The sequence below is a fragment of the Clostridium pasteurianum DSM 525 = ATCC 6013 genome, from assembly GCF_000807255.1.
Classification (GTDB): Bacteria; Bacillota; Clostridia; order Clostridiales; family Clostridiaceae; genus Clostridium_I; species Clostridium_I pasteurianum.
Genome location: NZ_CP009268.1, coordinates 3,807,360 through 3,824,230 on the forward strand (window position 1 = coordinate 3,807,360; position 16,871 = coordinate 3,824,230).

The following is a 16,871-nucleotide window of genomic DNA, read 5'->3' on the forward strand; positions in this document are numbered from 1 at the left end:
TTACTGCCTTTCCATGAATTTTTATAATATTCTTTTTAATATGTTATGTAGTTCATTAGATATACATCTATTCTATTGATTAAAATCTACGTATATGTCAATAATCATAAAAGACTTTAATTTTTTATCATAAGTAAACTCCACTCTTATAAAACCTAGGATCGTAGCTGTCCTAGGTTTTTATGTATAAAAAATATTAAAATACAAATAATATTAATAAATTTTTCATTATTACACCTTTAGTCTAAATCTTATGTCCTGCACAAAATTGATAATACCCTAAAAGTAACTAAAAAAATAAAGTCCAGAGCAGTTTTACCTACCCTAAACCTTACTATTCCAACATACATGCCCCCATTTAAAAGCTTCAACCACAACTGGTTTTTATGTAATAGAAACAAGCCTTGTTGCAGCTCATATATTTAAATTTATTAATTATAAGTGTCATAATAAGTTTACCATCATACTATATATATTGTTATAATATGAAGGAGGAAAATTATATGTCTGATTGTAGAGAAAAACAATTCCATACTCATGAATTCTTAGGTAGCACTAGGCTGGCTGAATTAGAAGAAGATCCTCATAATCACAGGTTCGCAGGTGTATCTGGTCCAGCAATTAAAGTTAAAGGTGGTCATGTTCACAAAATTAAAACAAGAACAGACTTTTATGAAGATCATTTTCATGAAATTATAGCAACTTCAGGACTTCAAATACCCGTTGGAAATGGCAAACACGTTCATTTTGTGGAAGCAGAAACTACAGAAAATGAAGACCACCGTCATGATTTAATTTTTGCTACACTCATTGAAGATCCTATTGCAGAAGAAGAAGATTAATTAAAACATAGCAGGGTTGTTAAAACATTTGTACAGCTCTGCTGTATTTTTTTAATTCACCTAGTTTTATTTCCCATATTTTTGCATAATAAAAAGAGCCTTTAAATAAGACTCTTTTCTAATTCATAATTTTGTTGAAACCATCCAACTATATTGTCAATTCCATTTATATCGTACTGATTTTTTAAAATAAAGCTTCTTACAGCATTATCTGATGTACTTATATCTACTACAATTAACCCTTTGTCTTCTCCAACAATAATCATTCCATCTTTTTTTAGATTATGTTTAGACTTAAACATAATGCTTTTAGTATTAAGATTGCTTTCAATTGGCTTTATAGTATCACATTCAACAAATTTAATTATTTTCTGTTTTATATTCTTTAGTATTTTCTCAAAGTCATGCGTGGTAAAATCACTCATATAATATAAACTCCTTTCAGATAATTAATCTTCTAAGAATTTATGTTATGTATTATTAATAACTTTATTCATTTATATACAGCTGAAGATTTATCCATGAAAAGAGAGCTCTTATATTAGACTCTCATATTATATATTTTATACCTGACTTATGGAAATATTTTCTACATATTCTTTAAAATTTTTTTGATAAGGAGATGGAGAAAAGTTCTAGAAGTTCTAAATATCAAATATAAGACCTTTCATCAGATAAGACATGCCATTTTGTTACTCACATGGCAGTGGTGGGTGTTCCTGAGTCAATTACCCAGGCTATAGTAGGTCATAAAAAAGGTTTTGAAATTACTCATAAAATTTATACACATATCAACAAGGAAAATACAAAGAAAATATTAGAGAACTATAAAATCAACGTACCTTCTAGTTAATTTATTTTATCTTATAGCTGTCTAGGTCGGGAATAGGTAGGGAATTTTTATTTTAAAATACAATTGGCAGCCTTAAAAAAGACTGCCAAACAGCACCATTAGTGCGATATTAAATTAGCTGACCTGGTTTTTGACCCCACACTCGCCTGCTGGAACTTTTGCTACCCGGAATTAACCTCTCACTAATTGCTCTCTCGCTTTCACGGCAGGACTTACTTCTAAACCGCACCATGCTCATTAAACTTTGTCTAACTTACGTGGATCGTTTCGCCTGCGACTGGCATCGATTTTCAACCACAAACCTAATTCAATACTTAATATTATATACTAGTTTTAGCTGCAGTCAAGACCTTAACTTTTTTAGCTCCATTGTTAAGCAATTCTTCAGCACAATAATAAGATGTAGCTCCCGTGGTTATAACATCATCAATAATTAAAATATTCTTACCTAGTATTTTATTAGAATTTTTTATTTTGAAGGACAAAAATAAATTTTCCCATCTAGAATTTCCATCTAGACCTATTTGATCTTTTGTTTCTCTTACTTTTTTAAGGCAATCAATTAATTCTACATTAAGCTTATCACTTATAATCTTTGCTAAAATTCTACTTTGATTGTATCCTCTTTTTCTCAGAGCCTTTCTAGTCATAGGTATAAAAGTAATACTGTCAAATTTAATGTGATTTTCCTGTATTACTTTAATCATAAAACTGGATATTATATCTGCACATACAAAGTCGCTTTTATATTTAAGTCTTAAAATCAATTTAACCATAAGATTAGAATAATAAGATACACTATAGCAAATCACTTCATTATTATTCTTTTTAATCCTTATAAATTCCTTACAAAACTTAATTTTTTTGCTGCATTCATTGCATATACTAGATTCTTCCACATAGTTTCCGCATTCTATACACTTATATTCTCTACAATACAAAACACTTAATACACAATCTAATAGGTATTTTATAAACTCAATAATCCATCTTCCCATGCTTTTTTATTAAAATTTCTAGTTATAGATTTAGCCTTTTCAATTTCATAGCTTTCTTCTCTAGCTAAAAATATTACTTCTCCTCTATCTCCTATATCTCCTTCTCCTGTTCTACCACAAAAATACACTAATTTTTTATAATCAAATTCACTATTATCAGCAAACAAAACTATGATATTCATGCTACTATTATCTATGGAAACACTATCAAAATCATTTGTTATAATTATACCTTGATTGAATTTATGAATCTCATTTATTTTATTTACATTGTCTTCATATTTAGAATAATACATTATATTATGAGTAAGCGTTTCACAATATTTAAATACATAAGATGTAACATTAAATATACTTATATTATCAGGTAACATTATGGTTATTCTTCTACCTATATTTATTGACCATTTTATATATTCGTATACAACAAAAGGCATATCTTTATTTATATCAATTCTTGTAGTTATAATTCTTGGCTCAACCAAAGGTCTTTTATTATATTTAACAGGTAAAAGTATTGCTTTTCCCTTATTAAAAATATCATCAATAGAATAAGATATAAGCTTTCCATATTTATTACAGCATTTATTCATAATATCTATTATTTCGTATTTTGAGTATAATGGATAACTCCTAATATCATCATAAATTACTAAGTCAAATCTGTCCTTAATTAATATAGCTTTTTTATAATTGCAAAAAATCAAAGGTAAATTTGAACTATCCACACTATTTTTAAGATATGTATATTGTGTAAATTTAGTATTATATTTAAAATACCTAATTATTTGAATATCCCTTTCACATTCTCCAGTTATATATAGCACTTTTTTACCCATACTTATATATTGCATTATCGTTTTAACAAATATAAGATTACTATTATAAGGAGGTGCAACAACACTCAAAAATATTTTTTTTTCAAGGCTCCAACTCAAAATAATATTACTAGTCTTTATCTCTTCTATACTTAAGCTATCTAAACCATTAATATTCATTGTAGACCTCCTCTACTCTTATATATAATATGCAAAATATATATATTTAAACTGAATTAAAATTCCATTAACTTTATTATAATTATAGCTTCAATTCATTATATCCATAATTCTCCATTTTAGTCCAGAGTATCTATTAAAACTTTTATTATTATTTATCATAAATTGCATTGCTTTTTGACTACCTACAAGCACTACTAACTTTTTAGCTCTAGTTATAGCTGTATATAGTAAATTTCTATTCATAAGCAAGGGTGGTCCCATAAATATTGGGATTATTACTACTGGAAATTCACTTCCCTGACTTTTATGTATCGTAATAGCATAAGCAAGATCTAATTCATCCAAATACATATTCTCATAGATAACTTTTCTCTCATTATCAAATATAACAATAAGGTTATTTCTATCGTCAATATCTTCTATAAATCCTACATCGCCATTAAATATCCCTTCTCCGTCCTTTTCTCCTGAGCCTCCAACTCTAGTCCACTTTAATGTATAATTATTTTTAGTCTGCATTACCTTATCACCAGTTCTAAATATCATATCTCTAAATTTAAGTTCTTTTTTAGTGTCTTCCTTAGGATTTAAAATTTGCTGAATACTTTCATTTAAATTTACTATCCCTAAAATACCTTTTCGCATTGGTGATAGTACTTGAATATGATATTTGTTATTCCATTTGGAATTAAATTTAGGCAGTCTTTTATATACTAGTTCTATAATTGTATCAAGTATATTTTCATTTTTTTCTCTATTTATAAAATAAAAATCTTTATCTTTTTTATTTAAAATCGGCATTTCTCCATTATTAATTTTATGTGCATTTACTATAATCATGCTTTCTTTAGCCTGCCTAAATATATCTTTTAACCTTACTACCTTTACAATTCCACTTTCTATTATATCTTTTAGAACATTACCAGGTCCAACAGAAGGCAGCTGATCCACATCTCCTACAATTATAAGTCTTGTACCTAATCCAACAGCTTTAAGAAGATTATTCATTAAAACGATATCAATCATAGATGCTTCATCAACTATTATTACATCACATTCTAAAGGACATTCTTCCCTGTTAAAAATTTTCATTTGTTCGTCATTTCCAACGCCAAGCTCTAATAATCTATGAATTGTCTTTGCTTCTTTTCCTGAGGCTTCTGACATTCTCTTCGCAGCTCTCCCAGTAGGTGCCGCCATAAATACTTTTAGTGACGCCCTTTCAAAGATATGAGTTATACAATTTATAATAGTAGTTTTTCCTGTACCAGGGCCGCCAGTAATTACCTCAATTCCATTTTGAAAAGCCCCCCTTATAGCTTCTTTCTGTGTAGGGGCAAAATTTATGGAATTCAATTTCTGAAATTCTTGTATTTCATCATCTATATTAATTTCAATGTTATCATATTTACCAGTTCCCAGGGTTATTATTTTTTTAGTAACACCTAACTCACAATAGTAATAGGGCATAGTAAATACACAATTCTCATCATTAATTATTTCAATCTTTATCTTTTGTTCTAAGGTAGCTTCGTATATATTTTTTTCTATATATGATTTTTCTTTTAAAAGCATATCCATAGATTCTTTAATTAATTTTTCTATAGGCATGTAAGTATTACCTTTGGCACAAAATTCATTTATGATATAATTTATTCCACTTTGTATTCTAAAAGGAGAATCATCTTCTACACCTAAACTTCTTGCAATTTTATCTGCACTTTTAAAACCAATTCCAGTTATATCTTCTATTAATACATAGGGATTTTCTTTAACAACTTTTATAGATTCTGAGCCATATTTTTTATATATTTTTATGCATTGATTAGATGTTATTCCATAGGTCTGTAAGAAAACCATTATATTTCTTATTTCTCTTTGTGATGAATAGGATTCCTGTATAATTTTTATTTTTTTTTGCCCTATACCCTCTATTTCACTAAGTCTATTTATATCTTTATCTAATATTTCAAGAGTTTTATCACCGAATTTATCAACTATTTTTTTTGCTGTCACAGGTCCAATTCCTGTTATTACTCCAGAAGATAAATATCTCTCTATTCCCAGTTTAGAATCTGGAAGTATTTCCTCATAACCGGTAACTTTTAATTGATTACCAAAATTAGGATGATTCACCCATTCTCCTTGAACCTTTAACGATTTTCCTTCTGTAATATAAGGTATGAATCCCACTATTGTATGCCTTATATCTTTTTCTCTAACATGAGCTACAACATAACCATTTTCTTCATTTTTAAAAACTATATCTTCCACAACGCAGTTTAATTCGGACATAAAATCTCTCCTAGTATTAATAACTCCTTTATAATATATCATTTTTATAAATTAATTTAATAAATAGGTATTTTCTCTTAAAACATATTATACAGTATTGTAACATTATTATTCATAAAAATTATATCATACTATATGTCTATTACAAAATATTTAATGCTATAAGCAAAAGCTGTGTTGTAATATATAGTATAATGCATTACAACACAGCTTTTGTATAATTATAAATATTTTTTTATTTCATCTACTTTGCTAAGCTTTTCCCAAGGCACATCAATATCAGTTCTGCCAAAATGACCATAAGCTGCTACTTGCTTATATATTGGTCTTCTTAAATCTAAATCTCTTATTATTGCACCTGGTCTTAAGTCAAATACTTTTTCAACAATTTCAACAATTTTATCTTCTGAAATCTTTCCTGTTCCAAAAGTATCAATAGAAATTGATACAGGTTTTGCAACCCCTATTGCATAAGCAAGCTGTATTTCAAGCTTATCTGCAACACCAGCTGCCACTAAATTTTTAGCAACCCATCTGCTAGCATAAGCTCCTGATCTATCAACTTTTGTTGGATCTTTTCCTGAAAAAGCTCCACCACCGTGTCTACCATATCCACCATAAGTATCTACTATTATTTTTCTTCCAGTAAGACCTGAGTCTCCTTGCGGTCCTCCTACAACAAATCTTCCAGTAGGATTAATAAAATATTTTGTGCTATCATCTAAAAGTTCAGCAGGTACAACAGGTTTTACAACATTTTCAATTAGATCTTTCTCTATTTGTTCCTGTGAAACTTCTGGACTATGTTGAGTTGATATAACAATAGCATCTATTCTAACTGGCTTGTTGTCTTCATACTCAACTGTAACCTGTGTTTTCCCATCCGGTCTTAAATAACTTAATTTCCCATTTTTCCTAACTTCAGTTAATTTTCTTGAAAGCTTATGAGCTAAAGCTATTGGCATAGGCATGTATTCTGGAGTCTCATTTGTTGCAAAACCAAACATCATACCTTGATCTCCTGCACCTACTGCTTCTAGCTTATCCATTTCTCCTTTTCTTGATTCTAAAGCTTCATCTACACCTTGAGCTATATCTGCAGATTGTTCATCGATTGATGTAACCACTGCACACGTATCGCAATCAAATCCAAACTTTGCTCTAGTATAACCTATTTCTTTTATTGTTTCTCTTACAACTTTAGGTATATCAACATAACATTTTGTTGATATTTCTCCCATTACATTTACTATACCGGTAGTAACTGTAGTCTCACAAGCAACTCTGCCATATGGATCCTGAGCTAAAATAGCATCTAATACGCCATCAGATATTTGATCACATATTTTATCTGGATGTCCTTCAGTTACCGATTCAGAAGTGAATAATTTTCTCAATTGAATTTCCCCCTTAATATAAAATAAAGCCTCTTCTTAAATAAGAAGAGACTATTTTTACAAATCTCTCTTATCTTGCAGTATATTATCTGCAGGAATTGGCACCGTATGTGAAATTATCACACTGGTTGCCGGGCTTCATAGGGCCATTTCCCTCCACCTCTCTCGATAAGAGTCAAAATCTAATATATAATTCAATTTAAACCGCATTGTTATAGTATCACAGTAACTATAAGTAGTCAATATAGATGTTAAAAAAGCGGCCACAGCCGCGTTATTTCGCTTCGCTCAACTTCTTTTGGGCGAAGCCCTTTAATTAGACCCATTTCTTAGCATATCTATTTCATAATATTTTTATAAAGCTAAAACCTTTGCGAAGCATATTGATGCTCCGCATTTTAATACTCATAAGTTATACCATGAACTCCGTCATATTTTCTTGGTCTCATTATAGCTCCGCATTTCTCGCAACTAAATGTAGGAGGTTCAATTACATTTTCATCATCTATTTCATCAAACATCTCAACTACATCCCTTGGTATATATTCTTCCACTCCACATTCTGTACATATATATAAGACTCCGTCTTCTTCAATTAAATTTTCTTTCAATTTAGCTTTATATTTTGCCCTTTGTTTATCTTTTATTTTTTTATTCTTTTTAGCCATAATAACTACCTTCCTTTATACATATAATGGCTCTATTTTATCACGAATTATCCCCTTAATCACACCATAATTGTACATTATCTCTTCAATTTTTCTTTTGTTTTCACCTATTATTTTCTCTTTAAATTTTTCTCTTACACTTACATTTTTATAGTATATATCATGAAATTTCATCTGTATTCCACACTTTTCACATTTTAATGGATTCACTCCAAATGTAAGAAGTATTCTTGTTTGCCAATTATTAATTTTTCTTTTGAACTCAGCAACTTTTTCATTTACCAACTTAAAAAATTTATTTTTATGTCTTGTGTTTTTAGCATATATTCCATAATATCTTATCATCTTAAAATTCTTTTCTGGTATGTGTCTTATTACTCTACCTATAAAATCAATAACATCTATTTCCTCTACAACTTCTTCACCATCTTCATGTCTTTCATAACGAAAAGTTACTTTTTTACCATCATACTTTATTATTCTTGATTCAGCGATAGCTGGTCTTGCTGTATATCTTCCAACATACTTTCCTGCTTGCTTTGCTGTTTTTATTTCACCTTTTCCATATACATAAAATCCATTCTCTAACCTTTTATATAGCTTATTTTTTAATTTTTTAAATTCTTTTTTTCCACTTTTAAGATTAATTCCTATTTCGTCTAACAATATTTTTTGCCATCTTTTCCTTAGTGCTGTATAATTTATATGTTTTGTATTCCTCCAAATTGTAATTTCTCCAGCACCACCTTCGGTGACAATTAAGTGGACATGTGGATTCCATTTTAAGTCTCTTCCAAAAGTATGAATTACTGAGATTATTCCTGGTGTAAAACATTCTTTTTTATTTAAATCTCTAAACCAGCTCATAATTGCTTTTGCTGAACATTTAGGTAATAATGATAATAGTTTTCTATCCCTAGCAAAATATATTCTAAGTTCCTGTGGAATTGTAAATACCATATGTCTATGCTTTGAGTTAATAAGTCTTGCCACCATTTCATCAGACCATTCTTCAGATTTTTTCTTACCACATGAGGTACAAAATCTACTTTTACAGCTAAATCCAACTCTTTTTATATGACCACAATTTTCACACTTAAACTCAATAAATCCATTATCTAAGGATTTACAATTAATCATCTTATCAACTTCTCTACTTATGTTAGCTCTAATTTTCCCTTTATATATCTCACTGAATTTTTCCCAATTATCCACAAATATTTGTTTTATAACACCTTGCATAATCATCACCAATCACTAAATTTGCTAATAATTATATCAAAAATCCTATTCCAAAATATTACTTGTAATATTTTCCTCAAACTTCTAACATTAGATTTTTCAAGCCCTGCCGGGCAATATTTTTATACAAAAAATTTTTAAATTCCTAATATATAAAAAAAGACACATATGTGTCTTCTTTGGTGGAGGAAGATGGATTCGAACCATCGAAAGCTGAGCTAACAGATTTACAGTCTGCCCCCTTTGGCCACTCGGGAATTCCTCCATAATGGTGCTGGCAATAGGAATTGAACCCATAACCTACTGATTACAAGTCAGTTGCTCTACCAATTGAGCTATGCCAGCTTGTTATACAATTTAAATGGTGGGCACTACAGGGCTCGAACCTGTGACCCTCTGCTTGTAAGGCAGATGCTCTCCCAGCTGAGCTAAGCGCCCATTTTGGTGGAGGAAGATGGATTCGAACCATCGAAAGCTGAGCTAACAGATTTACAGTCTGCCCCCTTTGGCCACTCGGGAATTCCTCCACATTATCAATATTATTTAGTTAATACTTTAAACATCAAGCGCATCAACAAGGAATATTATATAATTCTAATAATTATTTTTCAAATTCTAAATATCTCAAAATATCATATTTTTAACTATATATCTCTTTATAGATTCATTTTTCTCGCTTATATACATACACTCATATTTTTTTAACAAAGCCGATATTAATTACTTATACTATCTAAGTTAATAAATTTTGATGCTATATCTTTAACTACATTAAAATCTTTATTATCAAGTTTTGCCTTCAAGAGATACATTGCATCTGAAATTCCCCTTTTTTCATCATTATTATTTATATCATTTTGAAGTCTATTCAGATCACTGTGGGATAAACTTTTACTTATGGAAAAAATTTTCACTTTATCTGAAATACTCAAATTATCTATTATCTTTTCCTTAGAAACTTTGAATACCGAAATATCTTTTTTATTTTGAATTTGTCCTGAATTTTCCTTATTATATGAGTACGAATTATTTTCCTTAGTTTTATTTTTATCGTATAAATCTTTAGAATCTTCATTATAAATAGTTATATTTTTATTTGAACCATCGTATTTATTTAAATTTTCATTATTTCTAACATCTCCATCTGAAATATTATCTCTAATACTTTTTTCACTTAAATTATTTCGACTTTTATTATTAAGGATTAACGTTTTATCATCCTCATTATCTATTATCCCAGTACTAAAATGAAAAATTAAAATGATGCTAAGTACAGTTAATATAGTTATGCTTATTATAACTATATTTAAATTTTTTTTAATCACAAAAATCCCTCCAATATATATATTAAAATTATATCTTCACAAAGAATTTTTATTCAAAATTTCATAATATTAGTTGATTTAATCTCATATAGATTATTGGGAGGTGTAATCCTTGAATAAAACCAAAGCATTTTACAAAGATCCTATGGCCTACTATGAAATGGCCTATTTTTTAAAAAATTATATTAATGATAATACAATAATAGTTTGTATCGGAACTGATAGATGCATAGGAGATTGTCTTGGACCATTAACAGGTACTATTTTAAAAAACAGAAATTTTCCTTTACCTGTTTATGGAACAATATCTGAACCGATCCATGCATTAAATCTAAATAAAAAATTAGATTCTATAAAATTACTCTATCCAAAATCAGAAATTATAGGAATAGATGCTTGTTTAGGAAATAGCAATAGTATAGGCGAAATACAAATACGTGATTATCCTATACATCCTGGAAAAGGAGTAGGAAAATCTCTTCCTGATGTAGGTACTTCGTCTATAATTGGTATAGTTGATTCCTGTGATAGTACTGAATTATTTACTAATAGAAATATACGTCTAAACCTAATTCTAGATATGACCACAGTAATTTGCGATGCACTAATGCATTCATATTATTTATTTAAAAAACCCCACAGTAAAAACACATAAAATACTTAGATAAAAATTTCTAAATAATAAAAAGTGACTGTCGTTTATATTGCAGTCACCTTTTAGCACTTTTAATATACTTATAAAAGTTAATTATCCTAATATATCTTCTCCATCTAAATACACTTTATCAATAAATTCCAGGACTTTTCCAGTGCCTAGTGCAACGCATGAAACAGGATCCTCTGCAACATAAACTGGGACTTTAGTAACATGTTCAATGAGCTTATCCAATCCTTTTAAAAGGGATCCTCCTCCTGTCATAACTATTCCTTTTTCTGCAATATCTGCTGCCAATTCAGGCGGAGTTTTTTCAAGCACCGAATGAGTGCAATCAGCTATAGCATTAACCGCTTCTTCAAGTGCATCTCTCATCTCCTTTGAAGTTACAATTAAATTTTTAGGAAGACCTGTTATTAAATCTCTACCTCTAATTTCTAAAGACTCTTCTGCTTCACCTTTAAAAGCTGATCCTATGTTTATTTTTAAATCTTCAGCAGTTCTTTCTCCAATCATTAATTTATGTTTTTTCCTTATATATTTAATAATAGCTTCATCGAAACTATCTCCTGCAACTTTTACAGCCCTTCTTACTACTATTCCACCTAAAGAGATAACAGCTATATCACTTGTTCCTCCACCTATGTCTATAACCATATTTCCACTTGCTTTTGTTATATCAAGTCCCATTCCAATTGCTGCCGCTAATGGTTCCTCAATTAAACAAGGTTTTTTTGCTCCTGCATTTATAGCTGCATCTTTAACAGCTCTTTTTTCAACCTCTGTAGCTTCACAAGGTATACATATAACTACTTTAGGAGTAGATATTCTTCGTTTACCACAAGCCTTTTGTATAAAATGCTTTAACATCTTTTCAGTCATATCATAATCTGATATTACTCCATCTCTTAATGGACGAATAGCCACTATATTCCCAGGGGTTCTACCTATCATTTTCCTTGCTTCCTCACCAACAGCAAGGACCTCTTTAGTATTACGATTTATTGCCACTACTGATGGCTCTTTTAATATTATCCCTTTTCCTTTAAGGTAAACAAGCACAGTAGCCGTTCCTAAGTCTATGCCCATATCAGATCCAATTCCAAAAAACATTCCTCTATTCACTCCATCTCCTATGTTTTTTACATAAAACAACACATTTATCTCACTATAACCTTATTATTACATAAAATTATAAATATTTCTTCTTTTTTATTATAATAGGAATGTTTCTAACCTTCAATAGCCTTGTACTTCATTTTTGTAGCTTTTCCACCTCTAATATGCCTTTCAGCTTTATTTACTTCTAAAATATTTTTAGCTTGTTCAGCAATTTGAGGATTTATTTGAGGTAATCTCTCTGTCATATCTTTGTGTATAGTACTTTTACTCACTCCGAAAACTTTAGCAGTTTTTCTAATTGTAGCTTTTGATTCAATGATATATTGTGCTACTTCTAAGACTCTTTCCTCAATATAATCTTTCAAAGTGCTACCTCCTTAAACCTTCTATATTATAAATATGCAATATATATCATATTGATTACTAATATCAGCCATTCCCCTATTTTTTTAGGAATGGCTGATATATAAAATAATTAATATTTTACATAATTCTGTGGATTTACATCTTTATAGCTACCATCACTTTGTTTTTCATCAATTTGAAAATATAAATGGTCACAATCAACTATTCTATCTTTGGCATTATCACTATCTCCAATCACCCCGATTTTACTATTCTGAGCGATTGAATCTCCAGATTTTATTGATATACTTGATGGTTCTAAATTATCATATGTTGTTTTTAATTTTCCATCTTTACTTATGATAACTACATTTCCACCATTAACTGAAGATACTGTTCCACTCATTGCTGAATAAACAGGCACTCCTTTATTATTTACCTTTATATATTCTCCTAATATAGTTCTTGATACATTATCTAATCCTAACGCCATAGCACCCTCTACTCCTGTATAACTCTGAGCAATAGTACCATTTACAGGTGTTACCATACTAGCTACTGCCGTTGTACTAGTTGGTACACTTGCATTACTTTTTTCAGCATTATTTTTTGTAACATTATTTTTTACAGTATCTTTTTTTACCAAGTTGGCATTATCCATACTAGTCTTTTTACTATCATCTTTTGCTGTATTGGTTTTTGGTGATTCTGTAGTTTTTGCATTATTAACTGTGTTCTTACTTTCATTATTTAATGATATCTTTGATTCCTGCTTTGATAAGGAACTATTTTTATGTTTAGGGTTAGTGTTTACATATGTAGCAACCCCTGCAACCACACATAAGCAAAGAAACAAGATTACATAAAATCCATCTTTTTTCCAAAAACTACTTTTCTCCTTTTTGATTGATTGTTTGTTTTGTAAATCATTTTTATCCATTGATTAACACCTCCTTTTTGTATTTTGTCCACAACTTAGTAAATAATACATTTTATACAAAATATTTTTCCTTTTTATGATAAAAAAGGGAGCTGTCGCACTAAAAAATTAGTGGGACAGTTTTTTGCGTAAAAAAATAAATCTCCCACTCGGAAGAGTGAAAGATTTATAGTAAAATTAACATATGGCAAAATATATTAATTTACATAAAAATTATACTTTAAATCGCGGAAGTTATCAATTAAAACTTCCACTAAATATGGATTACATGATTCCAGATAATGATTCGGTGCGTTTGCTAAGTCAGTTTGTAGAGGAGATGGATTTAACAGATTTATATTTGACTTATTCTCGATTAAGGGAAAATCAGGCTACGCCTCGTCAGATGCTGAAGATTGTACTTTATTCTTACATGAATCATAGATATTCTTCTAGGGAAATGGAAACCTCCTGCAAAAGAGATGTAAATTTCATGTACCTTTTAGAGGGTTCACCAGTACCAGATCATTCTACCTTTGCAAGATTCCGTAGTATCCACCTTTCTCAATGCGCAGAAACAATTATGGCAGAAATGACAAACTTTCTTTATGAAATTGGAGAAATATTAGGGGACGCTATATTTATTGACGGTACAAAGATAGAGGCATGTGCCAATAAGTATACTTTCGTTTGGAAAAAAGCAGTTTCAAAAAATTTGGAGAGACTACTTTATAAATTAGCTGATTTTGTAGCTGAATGCGAAGAACTATACGGACTAAAGCTCGTATATGAAAACAGAGTAAAAATAAAGCATGTAAAGAAGCTACGCAAGAAACTTTATGCCTTGAAACAAGAAGAAAATATTGAATTTGTACATGGATGTGGTAAAAGGAAAACTCCAATTCAACGTTCTATTGAAAAACTCGAGGAATATCTTAATAAGCTAAAAGAATACACACAGAAAATCCATATCTGCGGTAAGCGTAATAGCTATTCGAAGACAGATAAAGATGCAACTTTTATGAGGATGAAAGAAGACGCCATGAAAAACGGTCAGTTAAAACCTGCTTACAATGTGCAGCATGGAGTTGATTCTGAATATATAGTGTGGCTTACTGTAGGCGATCAGCCTGCGGACACCACAACGTTGATTCCATTTCTAAAAAGCATGGAGAACTTCTTGTATTTTAGATATTTAAAAATAACTACAGACTCAGGCTATGAGAGTGAAGAAAATTATGTTTATACTAAAGAAAATGGACAGTTATCATATATTAAGCCAGCAAATTATGAAATAGCTAAAACAAGAAAATATAAGGATGATATAAGCCGAATAGAAAACATGGACTATGATGAATTTGGTGATTATTATACTTGCAAAAATAATAAGAAGCTAACAGTAAATAGAATAATAAAAAGAAAAAGTAAGACTGGTTATGTAAGTGAAAAAACAATCTACACATGTGCGGATTGCAGTAATTGTAATCAAAAAAATAAATGTATAAAAGGACATAACTGTAAAACGCCATTAGAGGATAGAGTTAAAAATCTTGAAACTTCAAAGCTCTTCAACATGCTTCGCAAAGAGAATCTTGAAAGAATTGTAAGTGAAGAAGGTTGCGAGTTAAGAATGAATCGAAGTATTCAAGCCGAAGGCTCTTTTGCAGAGATAAAACAGGATATGGGATTTCGTAGATATCTAAGTAGAGGTAAAAAGAATGTTTTGGCGGAAAGTATTCTGTTAGCTATGGCACATAATATAAATAAGCTACATAATAAAATCCAGTCAGATAGAACTGGAACACATCTTTTTCCACTTAAAAAGAGTGCTTAATTTTAAAATCTTAAAAACTCTGCAAATCAAAAAAGGCCTTAATATCAAAGGTTTATTAAAGTGCGCCATTTTTTAATTATCGAGCTTATTGGGGATTAAAATATCATTAAATTTTCTATGACACACACAAAAAACGCTGCCGCGTTAGCATACTTTTTTATGCTAATGCGACAGCTCCCTTTTCACACATTTATATATTAATTTTACTTGATAGAAATTTTTACTATACTTACTCCAGTATAGTAATGAGTTAAAATGTCTTTATAGTTTTTACCCTGCTTTGACATTACATTTGCTCCCCATTGGCTCATACCCACGTCATGCCCATATCCAGTACAATTTATAACTATTCCTGTCATATTGTAACTTATAGAAAAATTGGCAGAATTCAATCCAAAAATACTTCTAAATCTAGCTCCTGTTATAATATTATTTCCTATTTTAATTTCTTTAACGCTTCCAGCATCAGTTCTGCTTATGATATTAATAGAATTTTTAACATTAAAAATGCTTAAGCTAGAATTACTATACTCATTTTTTATTTTATTTATAAAATTATTATAGGATAGTTTTACCTGACTCCTATATTTTTTAGCAATTTCCTCTCCTGGACTTGCAACACTTTTAAGATATGGTTCATCATTACCAAATATATCTTTACTATTCTCAGTCTTCCCACTGCTTATAGCAAAATAATATGGATTCGTAACCAATTTAGCATTATACTTAAGAACTTGTCCATTTGTTTCCTGTACTGCTTGTGTTACTTTATTCCAATATTTTTCTGATAAATTTTTAGGCCAATTATTCATTACATCATCTTTACTCTTATATACCTGGCAATCCACCGTATCTGTTACATCTGCGCCATTAGCTCCTTTGTATTTTTGTCCTCCATATTTCTCCATATGTGCTACTGCAAAAGTTCTGGCCGCCACTGCTTGAGCTTTAAGTGCCTCTATCTCAAATTCAGCTGGCATTTCTGCGGATACAACTCCTACTATGTATTCTTCTAGCGGTAATTCTTTAATCTTTTTTTCCTTAGTTATATATATCTTTATACTTTCTTCTCCAATATTATTTTTATCAAATATTATATCTGTAGGATTAATATCATAATTTTTCAATTCATTACTATTTTTATTTGATTTATTATATTGAATATTGTTTCCAATTCCACCTATAAATACAGCCACAAATATTATGAATATAATTCCTAAAGAAACAGTCATAAAAAAATTTTTTAACATGTCACTCTTCCCTCCTTTGTATACCCTAATAATATAATTTATTTAAAACATTCTTGTTTTATTACAAATAAAAAAGAGTTACTTTAAACGCAACTCTCTTTTCTAATATATTAATCTATAATAAA

Annotated in this window: 16 protein-coding genes, 4 tRNA genes and 1 riboswitch; of the genes, 4 read left to right on the plus strand and 16 right to left on the minus strand. The window is 29.6% G+C overall.

All coding sequences use genetic code 11. The annotated features are described in order from the left end of the window. Positions 1-503: 503 nt before the first annotated feature. Positions 504-842, plus strand: a complete 339-nt coding sequence (locus CLPA_RS17210; RefSeq protein ID WP_003445805.1) for a YmaF family protein — start codon at positions 504-506, stop codon at positions 840-842. Positions 843-943: 101 nt separating this feature from the next. Here CLPA_RS17210 and CLPA_RS17215 read toward each other — a convergent pair whose 3' ends face one another. After that, entirely contained in the window at positions 944-1,267 is a 324-nt protein-coding gene (locus CLPA_RS17215; RefSeq protein ID WP_003445804.1) for a hypothetical protein, read from the minus strand. A gap of 275 nt (positions 1,268-1,542) precedes the next feature. Here CLPA_RS17215 and CLPA_RS21275 point away from each other — a divergent pair, with 275 nt between their 5' ends. Beyond that, complete coding sequence (locus CLPA_RS21275; protein WP_155760391.1) at positions 1,543-1,695, plus strand: hypothetical protein; 153 nt, start codon at positions 1,543-1,545, stop codon at positions 1,693-1,695. 320 nt (positions 1,696-2,015) lie between these two features. On the opposite strand, the gene CLPA_RS17220 is transcribed toward CLPA_RS21275, so the two are convergent. From CLPA_RS17220 to CLPA_RS17270, 11 genes are all read right to left on the minus strand, one after another. After that, positions 2,016-2,693: a ComF family protein gene (locus CLPA_RS17220; RefSeq protein WP_003445801.1), complete on the minus strand. Its 678-nt coding sequence runs from the start codon at positions 2,691-2,693 to the stop codon at positions 2,016-2,018. Beyond that, the gene (locus CLPA_RS17225; protein ID WP_003445799.1) at positions 2,666-3,691 is read right to left on the minus strand and encodes a hypothetical protein; all 1,026 of its coding nucleotides are present in this window, start codon (positions 3,689-3,691) and stop codon (positions 2,666-2,668) included. The genes CLPA_RS17220 and CLPA_RS17225 overlap by 28 nt, the downstream gene beginning before the upstream one ends. Before the next feature lie 90 nt (positions 3,692-3,781). After that, positions 3,782-5,989 (minus strand): SF1B family DNA helicase RecD2, encoded by a 2,208-nt coding sequence (recD2, locus tag CLPA_RS17230; protein ID WP_003445797.1) that lies wholly within the window; start codon positions 5,987-5,989, stop codon positions 3,782-3,784. Positions 5,990-6,210: 221 nt separating this feature from the next. Beyond that, complete coding sequence (gene metK / locus CLPA_RS17235; RefSeq protein ID WP_003445795.1) at positions 6,211-7,386, minus strand: methionine adenosyltransferase; 1,176 nt, start codon at positions 7,384-7,386, stop codon at positions 6,211-6,213. A 67-nt stretch (positions 7,387-7,453) separates the two neighbouring features. Further along, positions 7,454-7,561, minus strand: a riboswitch (SAM riboswitch). A gap of 223 nt (positions 7,562-7,784) precedes the next feature. Then, positions 7,785-8,054: an SIR2 family protein gene (locus tag CLPA_RS17240; RefSeq protein ID WP_003444843.1), complete on the minus strand. Its 270-nt coding sequence runs from the start codon at positions 8,052-8,054 to the stop codon at positions 7,785-7,787. Between the two features lie 15 nt (positions 8,055-8,069). After that, positions 8,070-9,296, minus strand: coding sequence for an IS91 family transposase (locus tag CLPA_RS17245; protein WP_034829433.1), 1,227 nt, complete (start codon positions 9,294-9,296; stop codon positions 8,070-8,072). A gap of 180 nt (positions 9,297-9,476) precedes the next feature. Further along, a tRNA-Tyr gene (locus tag CLPA_RS17250) sits at positions 9,477-9,561 on the minus strand. Positions 9,562-9,565: 4 nt separating this feature from the next. After that, a tRNA-Thr gene (locus CLPA_RS17255) sits at positions 9,566-9,641 on the minus strand. A gap of 17 nt (positions 9,642-9,658) precedes the next feature. Continuing rightward, positions 9,659-9,734, minus strand: a tRNA-Val gene (locus CLPA_RS17260). A gap of 4 nt (positions 9,735-9,738) precedes the next feature. Next, a tRNA-Tyr gene (locus CLPA_RS17265) sits at positions 9,739-9,823 on the minus strand. A gap of 189 nt (positions 9,824-10,012) precedes the next feature. Beyond that, the gene (locus CLPA_RS17270) at positions 10,013-10,621 is read right to left on the minus strand and encodes a hypothetical protein (protein ID WP_003445789.1); all 609 of its coding nucleotides are present in this window, start codon (positions 10,619-10,621) and stop codon (positions 10,013-10,015) included. Positions 10,622-10,733: 112 nt separating this feature from the next. Here CLPA_RS17270 and yyaC point away from each other — a divergent pair, with 112 nt between their 5' ends. Next, entirely contained in the window at positions 10,734-11,276 is a 543-nt protein-coding gene (gene yyaC / locus CLPA_RS17275; protein WP_003445788.1) for a spore protease YyaC, read from the plus strand. A 93-nt stretch (positions 11,277-11,369) separates the two neighbouring features. Here the strand turns inward: yyaC and mreB are convergent, their stop codons facing one another. From mreB to CLPA_RS17290, 3 genes are all read right to left on the minus strand, one after another. Next, complete coding sequence (gene mreB, locus CLPA_RS17280; protein ID WP_034830062.1) at positions 11,370-12,389, minus strand: rod shape-determining protein; 1,020 nt, start codon at positions 12,387-12,389, stop codon at positions 11,370-11,372. 119 nt (positions 12,390-12,508) lie between these two features. Next, positions 12,509-12,763, minus strand: coding sequence for a sporulation transcriptional regulator SpoIIID (gene spoIIID, locus CLPA_RS17285; RefSeq protein ID WP_003445786.1), 255 nt, complete (start codon positions 12,761-12,763; stop codon positions 12,509-12,511). Positions 12,764-12,873: 110 nt separating this feature from the next. Further along, positions 12,874-13,683 carry a M23 family metallopeptidase gene (locus CLPA_RS17290; RefSeq protein ID WP_003445779.1) on the minus strand — a complete coding sequence of 270 codons (810 nt, stop codon included), beginning with the start codon at positions 13,681-13,683 and terminating at the stop codon, positions 12,874-12,876. A 184-nt stretch (positions 13,684-13,867) separates the two neighbouring features. Here CLPA_RS17290 and CLPA_RS17295 point away from each other — a divergent pair, with 184 nt between their 5' ends. After that, complete coding sequence (locus tag CLPA_RS17295) at positions 13,868-15,496, plus strand: IS1182 family transposase (protein WP_003442688.1); 1,629 nt, start codon at positions 13,868-13,870, stop codon at positions 15,494-15,496. Between the two features lie 203 nt (positions 15,497-15,699). On the opposite strand, the gene spoIID is transcribed toward CLPA_RS17295, so the two are convergent. Next, positions 15,700-16,746 (minus strand): stage II sporulation protein D, encoded by a 1,047-nt coding sequence (gene spoIID, locus CLPA_RS17300; RefSeq protein ID WP_003445775.1) that lies wholly within the window; start codon positions 16,744-16,746, stop codon positions 15,700-15,702. Between the last annotated feature and the right edge of the window lie 125 nt (positions 16,747-16,871).

Coding starts and splice junctions, on each gene's coding strand:
- CLPA_RS17210 (WP_003445805.1), top strand. CDS start 504: ATGTCTGATTGTAGAGAAAAACAATTCCATACTCATGAATTCTTAGGT.
- CLPA_RS17215 (WP_003445804.1), bottom strand. CDS start 1,267: ATGAGTGATTTTACCACGCATGACTTTGAGAAAATACTAAAGAATATA.
- CLPA_RS21275 (WP_155760391.1), top strand. CDS start 1,543: ATGGCAGTGGTGGGTGTTCCTGAGTCAATTACCCAGGCTATAGTAGGT.
- CLPA_RS17220 (WP_003445801.1), bottom strand. CDS start 2,693: ATGGGAAGATGGATTATTGAGTTTATAAAATACCTATTAGATTGTGTA.
- CLPA_RS17225 (WP_003445799.1), bottom strand. CDS start 3,691: ATGAATATTAATGGTTTAGATAGCTTAAGTATAGAAGAGATAAAGACT.
- recD2 (WP_003445797.1), bottom strand. CDS start 5,989: ATGTCCGAATTAAACTGCGTTGTGGAAGATATAGTTTTTAAAAATGAA.
- CLPA_RS17240 (WP_003444843.1), bottom strand. CDS start 8,054: ATGGCTAAAAAGAATAAAAAAATAAAAGATAAACAAAGGGCAAAATAT.
- CLPA_RS17245 (WP_034829433.1), bottom strand. CDS start 9,296: ATGCAAGGTGTTATAAAACAAATATTTGTGGATAATTGGGAAAAATTC.
- mreB (WP_034830062.1), bottom strand. CDS start 12,389: ATGTTTTTTGGAATTGGATCTGATATGGGCATAGACTTAGGAACGGCT.
- CLPA_RS17290 (WP_003445779.1), bottom strand. CDS start 13,683: ATGGATAAAAATGATTTACAAAACAAACAATCAATCAAAAAGGAGAAA.
- CLPA_RS17295 (WP_003442688.1), top strand. CDS start 13,868: ATGGCAAAATATATTAATTTACATAAAAATTATACTTTAAATCGCGGA.
- spoIID (WP_003445775.1), bottom strand. CDS start 16,746: ATGTTAAAAAATTTTTTTATGACTGTTTCTTTAGGAATTATATTCATA.